14 protein-coding genes are annotated in these 15,597 nt (G+C 73.5%); all 14 read right to left on the bottom strand.

Annotation, left to right across the window (positions count from 1 at the left end; translation table 11 throughout):
- Positions 1-294 precede the first annotated feature (294 nt).
- Positions 295-2,301 carry an AAA family ATPase gene (locus tag ABZW03_RS23035; RefSeq protein WP_355261314.1) on the bottom strand — a complete coding sequence of 669 codons (2,007 nt, stop codon included), beginning with the start codon at positions 2,299-2,301 and terminating at the stop codon, positions 295-297.
- 70 nt (positions 2,302-2,371) lie between these two features.
- On the bottom strand, positions 2,372-2,698 hold the full coding sequence (locus ABZW03_RS23030) for a putative quinol monooxygenase (protein ID WP_355261311.1): 327 nt from the start codon (positions 2,696-2,698) through the stop codon (positions 2,372-2,374).
- Between the two features lie 135 nt (positions 2,699-2,833).
- Positions 2,834-3,643, bottom strand: a complete 810-nt coding sequence (locus tag ABZW03_RS23025; protein ID WP_355261308.1) for a zinc finger domain-containing protein — start codon at positions 3,641-3,643, stop codon at positions 2,834-2,836.
- Between the two features lie 78 nt (positions 3,644-3,721).
- Positions 3,722-4,570: an AAA family ATPase gene (locus ABZW03_RS23020; protein ID WP_355261320.1), complete on the bottom strand. Its 849-nt coding sequence runs from the start codon at positions 4,568-4,570 to the stop codon at positions 3,722-3,724.
- 139 nt (positions 4,571-4,709) lie between these two features.
- Positions 4,710-5,138, bottom strand: a complete 429-nt coding sequence (gene aroQ, locus ABZW03_RS23015) for a type II 3-dehydroquinate dehydratase (protein ID WP_049653999.1) — start codon at positions 5,136-5,138, stop codon at positions 4,710-4,712.
- 8 nt (positions 5,139-5,146) lie between these two features.
- Positions 5,147-6,238, bottom strand: coding sequence for a 3-dehydroquinate synthase (aroB, locus tag ABZW03_RS23010; RefSeq protein WP_355261305.1), 1,092 nt, complete (start codon positions 6,236-6,238; stop codon positions 5,147-5,149).
- Positions 6,231-6,752 (bottom strand): shikimate kinase, encoded by a 522-nt coding sequence (locus ABZW03_RS23005; RefSeq protein ID WP_355261302.1) that lies wholly within the window; start codon positions 6,750-6,752, stop codon positions 6,231-6,233. Before ABZW03_RS23005 ends, aroB begins: the two co-directional genes overlap by 8 nt.
- The gene (gene aroC / locus ABZW03_RS23000; RefSeq protein ID WP_355261300.1) at positions 6,749-7,933 is read right to left on the bottom strand and encodes a chorismate synthase; all 1,185 of its coding nucleotides are present in this window, start codon (positions 7,931-7,933) and stop codon (positions 6,749-6,751) included. The genes ABZW03_RS23005 and aroC overlap by 4 nt, the downstream gene beginning before the upstream one ends.
- Before the next feature lie 232 nt (positions 7,934-8,165).
- Positions 8,166-8,996, bottom strand: a complete 831-nt coding sequence (locus ABZW03_RS22995) for a shikimate dehydrogenase (RefSeq protein WP_355261297.1) — start codon at positions 8,994-8,996, stop codon at positions 8,166-8,168.
- Between the two features lie 34 nt (positions 8,997-9,030).
- A complete protein-coding gene (gene mltG / locus ABZW03_RS22990) occupies positions 9,031-10,932 on the bottom strand; it encodes an endolytic transglycosylase MltG (RefSeq protein ID WP_355261294.1) in 1,902 nt (633 codons plus the stop codon).
- Positions 10,933-11,120: 188 nt separating this feature from the next.
- Positions 11,121-12,380 carry an endolytic transglycosylase MltG gene (mltG, locus tag ABZW03_RS22985; RefSeq protein WP_355261291.1) on the bottom strand — a complete coding sequence of 420 codons (1,260 nt, stop codon included), beginning with the start codon at positions 12,378-12,380 and terminating at the stop codon, positions 11,121-11,123.
- A gap of 151 nt (positions 12,381-12,531) precedes the next feature.
- Positions 12,532-13,356: a carbohydrate ABC transporter permease gene (locus tag ABZW03_RS22980; RefSeq protein ID WP_355261288.1), complete on the bottom strand. Its 825-nt coding sequence runs from the start codon at positions 13,354-13,356 to the stop codon at positions 12,532-12,534.
- Positions 13,353-14,294: a sugar ABC transporter permease gene (locus tag ABZW03_RS22975; protein ID WP_355261285.1), complete on the bottom strand. Its 942-nt coding sequence runs from the start codon at positions 14,292-14,294 to the stop codon at positions 13,353-13,355. The genes ABZW03_RS22980 and ABZW03_RS22975 overlap by 4 nt, the downstream gene beginning before the upstream one ends.
- The gene (locus ABZW03_RS22970) at positions 14,284-15,591 is read right to left on the bottom strand and encodes an extracellular solute-binding protein (RefSeq protein WP_355261317.1); all 1,308 of its coding nucleotides are present in this window, start codon (positions 15,589-15,591) and stop codon (positions 14,284-14,286) included. The genes ABZW03_RS22975 and ABZW03_RS22970 overlap by 11 nt, the downstream gene beginning before the upstream one ends.
- Positions 15,592-15,597: the final 6 nt, after the last annotated feature.

The following is a 15,597-nucleotide window of genomic DNA, read 5'->3' as shown; positions in this document are numbered from 1 at the left end:
ACGCCAGCACCAAGCCCGGAACAGCCACTACAAACGACGAGGCCACAGCCCGAAAACCGAAGCCTCATCACGCTAAGCACCGTTGCAGTACTAGGGCCTGTCTTCACACTCCCGTCGTCCGCCCGGAGGGCGGGCGGGGCGGCGTTGGGGTGCGTGCATCGCAAGGCGGAGGAGGGAGCCACTGCGGTGGGGGCACCTCCCGGCCGCCAGGCTGGGGGCCATTGGCGACCGACGACAACGCGGCGAGGTGCGTGCCCCGGCGTCGCCCCGCAGACGCGAGTGTGAAGACAGGCCCTAGCCTGCCAGCTCCCGCAGCCGCTCGCGGCTGCGCTCGGCCAGCTCCGCGTCGTCCAGCTCCTCGGCGAGGGAGACCAGCAGGGTGTGGGCCTGGGCCTCCTTCGCGTACTGGCTCCGGACCTTGGCCTGCCGGGCGCAGTCGTCCGCGTGGGCGACGGCGAGGTCCAGCTGCCCGAGCGCCCGGTGGGCCCGGGCGCGGACCAGCGGCAGCTTCATCAGCATGTCGTTGTCCCCCGTCCGCGCGGCCCGGTCGGTGGCCTCGGCCAGCAGGGTCAGCGCCCGCTCCGGGCGTCCGTCGGCGATCAGCGCCTGCGCCAGGTTGTAGCTCTGGACGACCTCGCCGTGGTCGTCGCCCCGGTTCTCCGCCAGGGCCAGGGTGAACCGCTCCACCGCGTCGGCCGGCCGGCCGTCGGCCAGGCAGAGCAGGCCGTCCGTCTCGTAGAGCACCCCCACCACCTGGCGGTCGGTCACCAGCGGCACCTGCTCGGTGGCGAGCGCCAGCTGCTCGGCGGCGAGCCGGTACTCCCCGCGCTCGAAGTGGGCCCGGGCGAGCTGGTTGCGCATCCGGACCACGGCGGCCGGCTGGTTGTCCCACTGGGCCGACTCGATGCCGAGCCGGTGGGTGGCGATCCAGTCCTGGTAGAGCTTCCGGCCGTGGTAGAGCAGCCAGAGCGACTCGCAGAGCCGCCACACCTCGCCGTGCCACCCCTGCCCGGCCGCCTCCTCCACCACCGCGCGGAGGTTGGCCCGTTCGGCGTACAGCCACTCCAGGGCCGCGGTGTCGGAGGCGAAGCCGGGCAGCTCGTCACCGCTCGGCTCCTGCAGCCGGAGCCGCTTCGCGGCCATCGCCCGGTCGGCGGCCGACGCCCGGCCCCGGTAGTACGCGACGACGGCGGCGAGGAGTTCCCCGCGGTCCGGCAGCTCCCGGGTCCGGCCGTAGGCGTGCAGCCGCACCACGTCGTGGGCCCGGTAGCGCTCCTCGTGGTCGTCGTCCACCACCTCGTCCAGCAGGTGGACGCCGCGCAGCTCCCTGATCGCCTGCTCGGCCCGCTCGACGCCGACCGCGCGCGCCAGCCCGGCGGACACGAAGGGGCCCGGGTGCACGCCGATCAGCCGGTAGAGCGCCCGGCCGTCCGCCGTCAGCCGCTCGTGGACCAGGTCGTAGGTCGCGCCGAGGTCGCTCTCCTCGTCCTCCAGCATCGCCAACCCGCCCTCCCGGCCGTGCAGTTCCGCCACCACCCGGCCGACCGGCAGGCTGTCCCGGTCCAGCAGCTGGCTCCCGACCGCGTTCAGCGCGAGCGGCAGCCCGCCGCACAGCTCGACCAGTTCCGCCAGCTCGCCGTCGGTGCCCCGCCCGGAGCCCACCCAGCCGCGCACCAGCTCGACACCCGCCGTCGCGCTCAGCGGTCCGAGCCGGCGCACCTCGGCGCCCTCCACCCGCAGCGCGGGCAGCCGGCGCCGGCTCGCGACCACCACCAGCCCGCCGGACGGGAGCAGCGCCCGGACCTCGGCGGCGTGCTCGACGTTGTCCAGGAAGAACAGGCAGCGGCGCTCGGCGGTGGCGGTGCGGAAGGCCGTGAACCGCTCGGCCTCCACGGCCGGCGGCTCGGTGCCGAGGGCGCGCAGGAAGCCGGCCAGCAGTTCGGGGAGGTCCACCCCGCCCTGGTGCCGGTAGGCCTTCAGGTCGGCGTAGAGGTCCCCGCCGGGGAAGTGCTCCCGGTGGTCCTCGGTGAACTTGGCGATCAGCTCGGTCTTCCCGACGCCGCCGAGGCCGGTGAACACCACGACCCCGAGCCCGCCCTCCTCGACCCGGCGCAGCGCGGCGGAGAGCGCGGCGATCTCCGGCTCCCGGTTGACGAACGGGCCGTGCGGCGCGCGCACCTGACGGGGCGTCGGCACCGCCTTCGGCGGGTGGAGGTGCAGCGACCCGATGCTCCCGGCCTGCACCACATGGCCGCCCACCGTGGCGCCTGACACGGTGTTGGCCACCTCGTGCCGCTCCATCCGCCTGCTCCCTCCGGCCGGTCGGCCCCAGCCTACGGGCTGGGCGCCGCACCGGAGGAGCACCCGGACGTCACCGGGGCGTGATCTCGCCCATCTCCGCCCAGCCGTCCATGCCGGCGATCTCGGTCGAGACGATCCGCGGCTTGGCGGCCACCGCGTAGGACAGGTCCTCCATGGCCTTGACGAAGTGCGCGGACTCCACGTGCGCCTTGCCCGCCTCGCCGTCGCGGAACGCCTCGACCAGGACGAACTCGTTGGGGTCGTCGACGCTGCGGGACCACTCGAAGAAGATGTTGCCGGGCTCGCGGCGGGTGGCCTGGGTGAACTCGTCGACCAGGTCGAGCCAGCCCTCGGCGCGCTCGGGGCGGACCGGGAACTTGACCGTGATGAAGATCATGGGGCTTCCTTTCGCGCCACGTTCACATGTGGCAGTGCGGGGAGGGGCAGGCTGCTCAACCAGCCCGGTGCCCATCGTCGCAGGTCAGAACGATCGTGTGCGACCCGGGTCGGCGGGTGCCGCGGCCGGCCCCGCTCAGGCCACCTGGCAGCGCGGGCACCAGAAGAGGTTGCGCGCGGCGTGCTCCTCCGTCCGCACCTCGGTGCCGCAGACCAGGCAGGGCAGGGCGGCCCGCCGGTAGACGTACACCTCGCCGCCGTGGTCGTCCACCCGGGGCGGGCGGCCCATCGCCTCGGGGGTGTGCTCGGGACGGACGGTGTCGATCCGCCCGGCCGTGACGCCCTCGCGCATCAGGGCGACCAGGTCCGCCCAGATCGCGTCCCACTCCCGGCGGTCCAGGTCGCGCCCGGCCCGGTGCGGGTCGATGCCGTGGCGGAACAGCACCTCGGCCCGGTAGACGTTGCCCACCCCGGCCAGCACCTTCTGGTCCATCAGCAGCGCCGCGACCGTCGTCCGGCTGCCCGATATCCGGCGCCAGGCGGCCTCCGGGTCGGCATCGGCGCGCAGCGGGTCGGGGCCCAGCCGGGCGGCGACGGCGGCCTTCTGATCGTCGGTGACGAGCGCGCAGGTGTTGGGGCCGCGCAGGTCCGCGTAGCCGTCCTCGTTCTCCAGCCGCAGCCGGACCAGCCCGACCGGCTCGGGCGCCGGGCCGGTGCCGAAGGTGAAGCCGCCGTACAGGCCGAGGTGGACGTGCACCCAGGCGCCCTCCTCGAAGCCGAGGAAGAGGTGCTTGCCGGTGGCCTCCGCGCCGGTGAGCAGCTGCCCGTCGATCACCTTGGCCTCGTCGGCGAACCGGCCCTGCGGGCTGGAGACCCGCACCGGGCGGCCACCGAAGGCCGTCCGGTTCTCGACGGCGAGGCGGTGGATGATGTGGCCTTCGGGCACGGGCGTCAGCTCCTCCGGACGGCGATCAGAACCCGTCCATCATCGCAGCCGGCACCGACAGCCCGGCCCCGCCGCAGGTCAGCGGACCGGGATGCCCATCAGCCGGGCCAGGATGACGCGGTCCAGCTCGGCGGCCGTCCCGGCGACGTCCAGGTAGGAGTTGTCGATGATCGGCAGCCCGGAGTTGTACCAGCCGGCCATCCGCCCGTGGATGCGGGCGACCTCCTCGTCCCCGAGCCGGCGGTTGCCGCTGCGCCGGGCGTTGCGGCGCAGCACCGAGTCCAGGCTGGGCAGCAGCACGACCGGGATCATGCCGGGGCCGATGTGCCGCTTCCAGCCGCCGAGGCCGATCGCCGGGCGGTCCGGGAAGACGGCGTCGTCGATAATGCAGGAGATGCCGTTGGCCAGGTAGTTGCGGCAGGCGAAGCCGCAGGTGCGGCGGGCCAGCCGGTACTGCGCCTCGGAGGCGTTGTTCCAGCCGGACTGCGGGTTGGCGAAGCCGGCCTGCACCCACTCGCGGACGTCGTCCAGGCTGATGTGCGCGGTCGGGGTGGGCCGCCGCTCGGCCCAGTGGCGGGCGACGGTGGTCTTCCCGGCCCCGGCCGGTCCGATCAGCAGGACGGCGATCGGCCCGCCGGCCGCGTGCTGCGGCGGGTGGGCGGGCAGTTGGACGGGCGCGCCGGACGGCAGCACGAAGTGCCCGGTGCCGCCGGCGGGCACCGGCGCGCTGGGCGCAGGAGCGGGGGCGGGGGCCGCGGCCGGACGAACGGCGGGCCCGGGAGCGGCGGGCCCGGGAGCGGCGGGCCCGGGAGCGACGGGCGCGGGGGCGGGCCCGGGGGCGGTCGGCGCCGGACGGACCGGCGGCGGGGACGGCGGGGAGACCGGCACCCCCGGCGGCGTCCCCCGCGTGCCGCCCACCGGCGGCACCGGCGGAGCGACGGGACGCGGCGGGACCTGCCCACCTCCGGCGTACTGCGTCACGGCACCTCCCGACACCTCTCAGCGGGGACACTACACGGCGGCCCGGCAGCGGGCACAGTCCGCCGCCGGGCCACCGCCCGTACCCTCAGCGGGTGGTGAGCCGCTCGGCCAGCGCGCGCAGCGCCAGCTCGTAGGAGCCGAGCCCGAACCCGGCGATGGTGCCGGAGGCCACCGCGGCGATCACCGAGGTGTGCCGGAAGGTCTCCCGGGCGTACGGGTTGGAGATGTGCACCTCGATCAGCGGCGCGGTGCGCTGGGCCGCGGCGTCCCGCATCGCGTACGAGTAGTGCGTGAACGCACCGGGGTTGATCACCACCGGCACCTGCCCGTCGGCCGCCTCGTGCAGCCACTCCACCATCTGCTGCTCGGAGTTGGTCTCGTGCACCTCGACCTCGAAGCCGAACTCCTTGCCCAGCGCGGTGCAGCGCTCGACCAGCCCGGCGTACGAGGTGGCGCCGTAGACGTCGGGCTCGCGGCTGCCCAGCCGGCCCAGGTTGGGGCCGTTGAGCACCATCACCCTGGTCACGCCGAGACCTCCGCGTACGCGGCGACCAGCAGCAACGGGTCGGGGCCCTCCAGCACCGAGGTCTTGCCCAGGCCGTCCAGCACGATGAAGCGGATCAGGTCGCCGCGCGACTTCTTGTCGATCTTCATCGCGTCCAGCAGCTTCGGCCAGGCGTCCGCCCGGTAGCCCAGCGGCAGGCCGACCGAGGCCAGCACGGTGCGGTGCCGGTCGGCCGTCTCGTCGTCCAACCGCCCGGCCAGACGGCCGAGTTCGGCGGCGAACACCATGCCGATGGAGATCGCGGCGCCGTGCCGCCACTTGTACCGCTCGTTGCGCTCGATGGCGTGGCCGAGGGTGTGGCCGTAGTTGAGGATCTCCCGCCGCCCGGCCTCCTTGAGGTCCCCGGAGACGACGTCGGCCTTGACCTGCACGGCCCGGCGGATCAGCTCGACGGTGTGCGGGCCGGCCGGCGTCTTCGCGCCCTCCGGGTCGGCCTCGACCAGGTCGAGGATGACCGGGTCGGCGATGAAGCCGCACTTGATGACCTCGGCCAGGCCGGAGACGTAGTCGTGCCGGGGCACCGTCTCCAGGGTGTCGAGGTCGGCCAGCACGCCCACCGGCGGGTGGAAGGCGCCGACCATGTTCTTGCCCTCGGCGATGTTGATGCCGGTCTTGCCGCCGACGGCCGCGTCCACCATGCCGAGCAGCGTGGTGGGCATGGCGATCCAGCGGACCCCGCGCAGCCAGGTGGCGGCGACGAAGCCGGCCAGGTCGGTGGTGGCGCCGCCGCCGAGGCCGACGACGACGTCGCTGCGGGTGAAGCCGGTCTGCCCGAGCACCGACCAGCAGTACGCGGCGACCTCGGCGCTCTTGGCGTCCTCGGCGTTGGGCACCTGCAGCGCGATGGCCTCGTAGCCCTCGCCGAGCAGGTCCTCGCGGATCGCGTCGGCGGTGGCGGCCAGCGCCTCCGGGTGGATGATCGCGACCCGCTTGGCCCGGGCGCCGATCAGCGGCGCCAGCTCGCCGAGCAGCTGGTGCCCGATCAGCACGTCGTACGGGTCGTGGCCGGCGCTGCCGCCGACGTGGATCCTGACGGTGGTGTCAGTCATGGGGGGTCTTCAGCTCCAGTGCTTCCAGTACGGCGTCCGCGACCTGCTCCGGGGTGCGCCCGGCGGTGTCGACCACGGCGGTGGCCACCTCCAGGTAGAGGGGGCGGCGGGCCTCCATCAGCTCGCGCCAGCGGGCCCGCGGGTTGACGGCCAGCAGCGGGCGCGGGGCGTCCAGGCCGACCCGCTTGACCGCGTCGGCCGACGGGACCTCCAGGAAGACCACCGGCAGCTCGCGCAGCAGTGCGCGGGTGGCCTCGGCCGTCACCGCGCCGCCGCCGAGCGCCAGCACCCCGTCGTGCCCCTCGGCGGCCGCGCGGACGGCCGCCGCCTCCAGCGCGCGGAAGTGCGGCTCGCCCTCGTCCACGAAGATGTCCGGGATCGGCCGGCCGGCCGTCGCCTCGATGTCGGCGTCGGTGTCCCGGAACCCGACGCCCAGGCGCTCGGCCAGGACCCGCCCGACGGTGGACTTGCCACTGCCGGGCGGGCCGACCAGCACGACGACGGGGTTCGTCATCGGACGATCAGGTGGTCGAGGTAGCCCTGCACGTTGCGGCGGGTCTCGGAGACGTGGTCCCCGCCGAACTTCTCGTTGACCGCGTCGGCCAGCACCAGCGCGACCATCGCCTCGGCGACGATGCCGGCGGCCGGCACCGCGCAGACGTCCGAGCGCTGGTGGTGCGCCTTGGCCGGCTCGCCGGTGCGGACGTCCAGGGTCTGCAGCGCCCGCGGCACGGTGGCGATCGGCTTCATCGCGGCGCGCACCCGCAGCACCTCGCCGGTGGACAGGCCGCCCTCGGTGCCGCCGGAGCGGCCGGAGGTGCGCTTGACGCCCTCGGGGGTCGGGACGATCTCGTCGTGCGCCTTGGAGCCCGGCACCCGGGCCAGCTCGAAGCCGTCGCCGACCTCGACGCCCTTGATCGCCTGGATGCCCATCAGCGCGGCGGCCAGCCGCGCGTCCAGCCGGCGGTCCCAGTGCACGTGCGAGCCGAGGCCCACCGGCACGCCGTACGCCAGCACCTCGACCACGCCGCCCAGGGTGTCGCCGTCCTTGTGGGCCTGGTCGATCTCGGCGACCATCGCCTTCGAGGCGTCGGCGTCCAGGCAGCGCACCGGGTCCTCGTCCAGCCGGGCCTCGTCCGAGGGCAGCGGCAGCACGCCGGCCGGCGCCTTGGCGGCGGCCAGCTCGACCACGTGGCTGACGATCTCGATCCCGGCCACCTCGCGCAGGTACGCGCGGGCGACGGCGCCCAGCGCGACCCGGGCGGCCGTCTCCCGGGCGCTGGCGCGCTCCAGGATCGGCCGGGCCTCCTCGATCGAGTACTTCTGCATGCCGGCCAGGTCGGCGTGGCCGGGCCGGGGGCGGGTGAGCGCCTCGTTGCGGGCCAGGCCGGCCAGCACCTCGGGGTCGACCGGGTCGGCCGACATGACCTGCTCCCACTTCGGCCACTCGGTGTTGCCGACCATGATCGCGACCGGGCTGCCCATGGTCAGGCCGTGCCGGACGCCGCCGAGGAAGGTCACCTCGTCCTGCTCGAACTTCATCCGCGCCCCGCGGCCGTAACCGAGCCGGCGGCGCGCCAGCGCGTCGGCCACCACGTCGGTGGTGACCGGTACACCGGCGGGCAGGCCTTCCAGCGTCGCGACGAGTGCGGGGCCGTGCGACTCCCCCGCCGTCAGCCAGCGCAACGTACCCAACGGAGCTCCTTCATCAGCGGACCGGACCACGGCACCGCCGGGGCCCGCCCGGGCGTGCCTTGTGCCTGAATCCTTTCATGCCCCAGCAGCACCTGGGGGCACAGTCCGCGTGACGGACGGCAACCGGCCACCATCCGGCCTGGATGGGCCCCGGAAACCGGTCGGAGGGCGGGGCGGCGGCCCGGCCGCAGGGCGGGCCCCGTACGGGGAGCGCCGCGGTCGGCTCCCGGGCTCAGCGCCCGGCGAGCGCCTTCTCCCCCGCCTCGCGCATCGCCGCCAGCGGCCCGGGCGTCCGCCCGGTGAAGGCCTCGCTCTGCAGCACCGCCTGGTGCACCAGCAGGTCCAGCCCGCCCAGGACGGTCGCCCCGCGCGCGGCGCAGGCGGCGGCCAGCGCCGTCGGCCACGGGTGGTACAGCACGTCGAACAGCGCGCCCGGCGCGGCGGGCAGCGCGTCGGCGAAGGCGTCGGTCGCACCGACCGGCGTGGTGGAGACGGTCAGCGGCCGGGCCAGCGCCTCGGCGCCGCGCTCCCAGTCCGCGGTGCGGACGGCCACGCCGAGCCGCTCGCCCAGCTCGGCCATCTCCCGGGCCCGCTCGGCGCTGCGCACGTAGACCGTCACCTCGCCGGTGCAGACCTGGGCGAGCGCGGCCAGCGCCGAGGAGGCGGTGGCCCCGGCGCCCAGCACGGCCGCCTCGCCCACCTCGGTGATCCCGCGCTCACGCAGCGCATTGACCAGCCCGGGGACGTCGGTGTTGTCCCCGGTGCGCCGGCCGTCGGCGGTGAACACCACGGTGTTCACCGCGTCCACCGAGCGCGCCGTCGCGCTGACCTCGTCCAGCAGCGGGATGACCGCCCGCTTCAGCGGCATGGTGAGCGACAGCCCGGCCCACTCGGCCTCGTCCAGGGCCGCGACGAACCCGGGCAGCCCGGCCTCGTCCACCTCGAAGCGGTCGTAGCGCCAGCCGTCCAGCCCGAGCGCCGCGAAGGCGGCCCGGTGCAGGTCCGGCGAGAGCGAGTGGGCGATCGGCGAGCCGAGTACGGCCGCCCGGTGCTTGCTGGTCAACGCTGCCTCTCCGCGAACTGTCTTCCGACCGGGGCTACTTGGTGGTGCAGTGGCCGCGCGCCTCGTCGAAGCCCTGCCCGGCCGCCAGGCAGTACTCCTTGACGTTGGCGTAGTGCTCCTTGCTCGTCTCGGCGAACCGGGTGGTCTCCGGGTTCATCGCGATGAAGTACAGCCACTTGCCGTCCGCCGGGTGCAGCACCGCGTTGAGCGCGTCGTCGCCCGGGTTGGAGATCGGGCCGGGCGGCAGGCCCTGGTTGATGTAGGTGTTGTACTTGTTGGACGCGTCGTCCATGTCCTTCTTGTTGAGCTCCTTGCGGCCCAACGAGTACTGGAGCGTGGTGTCCATGCCGAGCCGGTGGTTGATCTCGCCGCCGGCCGCCAGCCGGTTCTGGATGGTCTTGGCCATCTTGGCGAAGTCCGCCGCGTTGTTGCCCTCGCGCTGGAGGATGCTCGCCTCGATGAGCACCTCGTAGCCCGTCTTCAGCCCCACCGAGGCGGCCTGGGCGTCCAGGCCGGCGTACTTCTCGGTGGCGTTCTTCACCATCTGCTTGAGCAGGTCCTCGGGCTTCATGCCCTCGGCGATGTTGTAGCGGGTCGGCCAGAGGAAGCCCTCGATGTTGCCGCCCGCGTAGGCCGGCAGCCCGAGGTCGTTGACCTGGGCCTTGGCCACGCCCGCCGTGGTGCCCGGCTGCAGCTTCAGCTTGGTGTCGATCAGGGTGTAGATCTCGGTGGAGTTCTTGCCCTCCGGGACGACGATCGCCGCGCCGCCCGCCTGGGAGAGCAGCTCCTTGAGCGCGGCCGCGGCCGGCATCTCCTTCTTCAGCCCGTAGTAGCCGTACTGGATCGTGGCGCACTTGGGCTCGGCGTTGCAGGCCTTGCTGAACGCGTCGATGCTCTTGACCACGCCGGCGTCCTTCAGCGCCTTGCCGATCTGGCCGCCGACCGCGCCCTTCTTGACCTCGACCTGGACGGAGCCGGTGCCCTCGCCGGTGAAGTCCGGCGGCGGGCCGAAGTGCTTCTGGTAGAAGCCGTAGCCCCACCAGCCGGCCCCGCCCATGGCGCCGAGCAGCACCAGCGCGACCACCAGGCAGGCGCCGCCGTTGCGGCGGCCGGACTTCTTGCCCTTCTCCTTGCGCTTCTTCTGGGCCTCGCGGGAGTCGTCCCGCTCCCCGAGGAAGCCGCCCTCGCCCGCCTCGGCGTGCTCGTCGAGGTAGCCGTCGTCCTCGTGGCGGCCGTCCTCGTGGCCGTCCCACTCGCCCTTCGCGCCGTCGTGCGCGGCGCCGACCGGGTCGGCCCCGGCCTCCAGCGCGGCGGCCTCGGCCTCCCAGTCGATCCCGTCCGGGCCGGGGCCGGAGGCCGGCGCGGGCGCGGGCGCCGGGGCCGGGGCCTGGGCCTGCGCCTGGGTCGGCTGCGGCCGGGTCTGCTGCATCGGAGCCTGCTGCGGCTGGCCCTGCTGCGGCTGGCCCTGCTGGGGGTACCCCTGCTGCGGCATCGGCTGCTGGGGCACCTGCTGCTGGTAGCCCTGCTGCACCGGCTGCTGGAACTGCTGGGCCTGCTGCGGCTGCGCGTACCCCTGCTGGGGGTAGCCCTGCTGCGGCATCGGCTGCTGGGGCATCGGCTGCTGGGGCACCTGCTGCTGGTAGCCCTGCTGACCGCCCGGGTAGCCCTGCTGCGGCATCGGCTGCTGGGGCGACTGCTGCTGCGGGTAGCCCTGCTGCACCATCATCTGCTGCTGCATCTGCGGCGTCATCTGCTGCTGCGGGTGCCCCTGCTGCACGTCCCCGTACGGCTGCTGGCCCTGCTGGCCCTGCTGCGGGTACTGCTGCTGCCACTGGCCGTCCTGCTGGCCGGGGACCGGATGCCGGCCGTCGTACCCGGGATCACCGGGGTGCCACGGCTCGCCCTGGGGGCCGTAGCCCCCGCCCAGATCGGTCATCGATCCCCTTAACCGACGGTGACGACCGGAGGATCAAACCGGCCGTCCGGGACGACGCCGTCCCGGCTGATTCTCGAACCGGCGTGCTAGCGCAGCGCCTGGAGGGAGACGCTACCGTACCGCAGCCTTACCCCCGGCCGGGCGGACGCACCGTCAGTGAGCGATCTCACCGACGGCACACAACACCGTTACGGCGTCCCCGCACCGGCGCCGGAAGGCGCACCGGCCCCGCCCGCGGCCCCCGGCGTGGAGACCGGGCCCGACGCCGGGGCGCTCGGCTTGGCCGTCGCCCGGTTGTTGGCGTTGAACTCCGCGACGTTGCGCTGCTGCACCTCGAAGCTGTCGGTGAACCGGGTGTCCCCGGGCTTGACGGTGACGAAGTACAGCCAGTCCCCCGGCGTCGGGTCCAGCGCCGCCAGGATCGCCTGCCGCCCGGGGTTGGAGATCGGGCTCGGCGGCAGCCCGGGGTGCAGGTAGGTGTTGTACGGGGAGTCCAGCCTGGTGTCGGTCACCGAGGTGTTCAGGGTCGAGCGGCCGAGCGCGTAGTTGATGGTGGAGTCCAGCTGCAGCGGCATGCCCTTGGCCAGCCGGTTGTAGATCACCCGGGCCACCTTGCCCATGTCCGCGGTGTTGTCGGCCTCGCCCTGGACCATGCTGGCGACGGTGATCAGCCCGTACACGCTCTGTCCGAGGTTCTGCGCGACGACGGTGGCGTCGTCCCGGCCGAACTCCTTGCCGGCCCGGTCCACCATCTGCTTCAGCAGGTCGAAGGCGGTGGTGCCCTCGGTGACGCTGTACGTCGCCGGGAACAGGTAGCCCTCCGGGCTGCCGTTGGTGAAGTCCGGCAGGCCGAGCTCGGCGCCCTGCTCCTGGGCGGTCCGCTGGGCGGTGCCCTCGGGCAGGTTCAGCTTCTTGTCGATGGCCGCGTAGATCTGGTAGCCGCGCCAACCCTCGGGAATGGTCAGGCCGTTGGCGTTGGCCGGGTCGATCAGGATCGCCAGTGCCGCCACGGCGGACATCTTCTGCTTCAGGGTGTACGTCCCGGGCTGGATCCGCCCGGCGGCCGCCGCGCTGCCCTTCGCGGCCCGGGTGAAGGCCAGCGAGCTGGCCACCACCCCGTTGCGGACCAGCGCGGACGCGATCTGGGAGAGGCCGGCGCCCTCCGGCACCGAGACCTGCACGCTGCCGGTGCCCTGCCCGGCGAAGTCGGCGGCGGCCGGGGGTTTGCGCTGCGCCTGGAACCAGGTGTAGCCGGTCAGCCCGACCCCGCCGAACACCGCGACGAGCGCGAAGGCGGTGAGTCCGCAGGCCAGTCCGTTGCGCCGTCGGTGCGGATCGGGCGCATCGGAGCGCGGACGGGGCGCGCCCGGCGGACGGCCCTCCGGTTCCAGTACCGGCGCACCCAGGTGCCCGGGGGTGAGACCCGGGTGGAAGTCCTGGTCGGTCATGGCTCGCGTCCCCTCGGCGGTCCCAGACCGGCCCGGACCGATGCGAATCGATCCGAACCGGACACGGAAACGAACGACGAGGGGTGCGGGCGGGGCCCGGCGCCCGGCCCCCCCCCTCCCGCGGGGCGCCGGGGCCCGGGCCGCAGGGGGCTCAGCCCTTGACCGCGCCGGTGGTGAGGCCGGAGGCGATCCTGCGCTGGACGAGGAGGAAGAAGACCACGACGGGCAGGGCGGTCAGGGTGGCACCGGCCATGAGGCCGCCGTAGTCCGTGCCGAAGCCGGTCTGGAAGGAGACCAGCCAGATGCTGACGGTCTGCTTCTCCGGGCTCGACAGCAGGACGTAGACCAGGACGTACTCGTTCCAGGCCTGGACGAGGGCGAAGACGGAGGTGGCGACGATGCCGGGCGCGAGCAGCGGGAGCACCACCCGGCGGAACGCGCCGAGGCGGCCGCAGCCGTCGACCATGGCCGCCTCCTCGAGTTCGATCGGGATCCCGGCGATGAAGCCGCGCAGCATCCACACCGTGAACGGCAGCGTGAACACCAGGTAGGTGAGGATCACGCCGGTGAGGCTGTCGGTCATCCCGACGTCGTTCAGCAGCAGGTACACCGGGATGATCAGGGCCGTCAGCGGGACCATCTGGACGATGAGGATCACGACGACGAAGGCCCTGCGGCCGGCGAAGCGGAACCGGGCGAGGGCGAAGGCGGCGAGGGCGCCGACGACCAGGGAGACCAGGACGGTGCCGAGGCCGATGACCACGCTGGAGCGGACGTTGGCCCAGAAGGTCTCGGAGCCCAGCGCCCGGGAGAAGTTGTCGAGCGTGGGCCGGCCCGGGAAGAACTCCGGTGGCAGGCGCAGGATCTCGGTGGCCGGCCGGAACGCCGTGAGCACCATCCAGTAGACCGGGAAGCCGACCACCGCGGCGACGAGCAGCCCGAGCAGGTCGAGGCCCAGTGAGCGTCGCCGCCTCATCCGATCGCTCCCGTCTCTTCCGACTCGTCCGCCTCTGCCGCCCTGAGCGTCTGCCGCAGGTGGACGACCGATCCGGCGAGCAGCAGCACGACGGTCACCAGCGCGATCGCGGCCCCGGTGCTGTACCGGTTCACGGCGAACGACTCGATGAAGGAGTAGACGCCCAGCAGGTAGTACTCCCGCTCGGGCTGGCCGCCGCGCATGATCCAGATCTGGTTGAACACGCCGAAGTTCCAGAGCGCCATCAGCGTGGTCACCATCAGCAGGACCGGCCGGATCACCGGGAGGGTGACGTGCCGGAAGACCTGGAACGACCGGGCGCCGTCGAGCACCGCGGACTCCTCCAGCTCGGGCGGGACCTGCGCCAGCGCGGCCCGCAGCGTGATGGCGGCGAACGGCAGTGCGCCCCAGACCACCACCGCGACGATGACGGCGAAGCCCTGCCAGGGGTCGGTGAACCAGTTGTGCCGGGCCAGGTCGACCCCGGGCAGCCGGGAGAGCAGCCAGTTCACCACCCCGTAGTCGGCGTCGAAGAGCCAGCGGAAGACCGCCCCGGCGACCATGACCGGCATCGCCCACACCGTGACCAGCACCGCGGAGAGGAGGGCGCGCACCCACGGGGAGACCCGGCGCATCAGCAGCGCGGTCGCCGTCGCGCAGACCACGGTCAGCGCGACGGACACCGCGGTGAAGAGCACCGTACGGAGCACCACCGTCCAGAAGAACCCGTCCCCGAGGATCCGGCGGAACTGCTCCAGCCCGGCCCAGGGCGGCGAGGTGCCGCTGAACAGCTGCTCCCGGGTCATGTCCTGGAAGGACAGGGCGACCATGTCCGCGAGCGGGTAGCCGAGCACCAGGACGAGCGCGAGGACGGTCGGGCCGATCAGCAGGTACGGCAGCAGGAGCGGACGGCGCCGCCGACGCCGGTCAGCGCTCATTGATGACCGCGTCGATCCGCTGGTCCGCCTCGCGCGCGGCGTCCTGCACCGACGCCTTGCCGTTGGCGATCCGTTCGAGCATCTCGGGCAGGATGTTGGACTTCTCCACCGACGTCCAGCCGGGTGCGAACGGGGTCATCCAGCCGCCGGTCGCCGCCGCCTGGGCGGCCGGGCCGTTGATGCCGCCGGCGGCGACCTCGGCCAGCTGGACGGTGTTGTTGGGCAGGGTGTTCGCGGCGATCAGCGCCTTCTGCGACTCGCGGTCGGTGAACGTCCTGATCCAGTCGGCGGCCAGGTCCTTGCGCGTCGACTTGGCCGGCACGGCCAGGGTGGAGCCGCCGAGGAACGGCGGCAGGAGCTTCCCGGACGGGCCGGGGAACGGGAAGGTGGCGAACTTGTCCTTCAACTTCGGGTCCCCGCCGGAGCGTTCGTCGGCGGCGGCCTCGGCCTCCCAGGTGTTGCCGTAGAAGACGCCCACCCGGCCCTGGCCGACGACGGCCGGCTGGTCGCCGTTGTCCTTGGCCCGGTCGCCGACGTAGTAGGCGTCGATCAGCCGCTTCCACTCGGTGAGCCCGGCGACGGACTTGGGCGAGGACAGCGAGCTCTTCCAGCGGTCGCCCTCCCGCACGGCGATCTCGCCGCCCGCGTCCTTCAGGAAAGCCATGGCCGCGTACCAGTAGCGGCCGGGCAGGTAGAACGCCGAGAAGTTCGGGTCCTCGGCGCCCAGGGTGCCCTTCAGCCGGTCGAACGCGGAGAGCAGCTCGGCGTACGTCGTCGGGGCGGCGGGCACGCCGGCGCGGGCGAAGTAGTCGGTGCGGTAGACGCCGACCCGGGCCCCGACGTAGTAGGGCACGCAGTACGTCCGGCCGTCCTTGCGGCAGGCGTCGGCGAGCGCGGGCAGCCAGGCGTCCGACTGGTCGAAGCGGGCCGGGTCGAGCGCGGCGAAGGCGCCGTTGACGATGTAGTTGGTGGTCTCGCTGTTGCCCATCTCCACCACGTCGGGCACGTTCTTCCCGGCGAGGACGGCGTCCAGCTTCTGGTTCTTCGTCGTCCACTGCTGGTACTGGACCTCGACCCGGGCCCCGGGGTGGGCCTTGGCGAACCGCTCGTTAGTGGACTGGACCAATTCCGGCCAACTCTCCTGGGCGTCCACGGCCAGCCACACGGTCAGTTTGCCGCCGCTCTCCGGGCCGCCGCCGGTGCCGAGTAGTTCGTCGAGGGAGGCGGCGGTCTCCTTCGGGTCGCGGACGTGGTGCGGCAGGCCCCACTGGTCGAACCAGCCGATCCAGAACTCCATGGCGGT

The organism is Kitasatospora sp. NPDC004799, assembly GCF_040609095.1.
Classification (GTDB): Bacteria; Actinomycetota; Actinomycetes; order Streptomycetales; family Streptomycetaceae; genus Kitasatospora.
The sequence above is the reverse complement of the archived record's forward strand: the minus strand, read 5'-3'. Positions and strand labels throughout refer to the sequence as shown.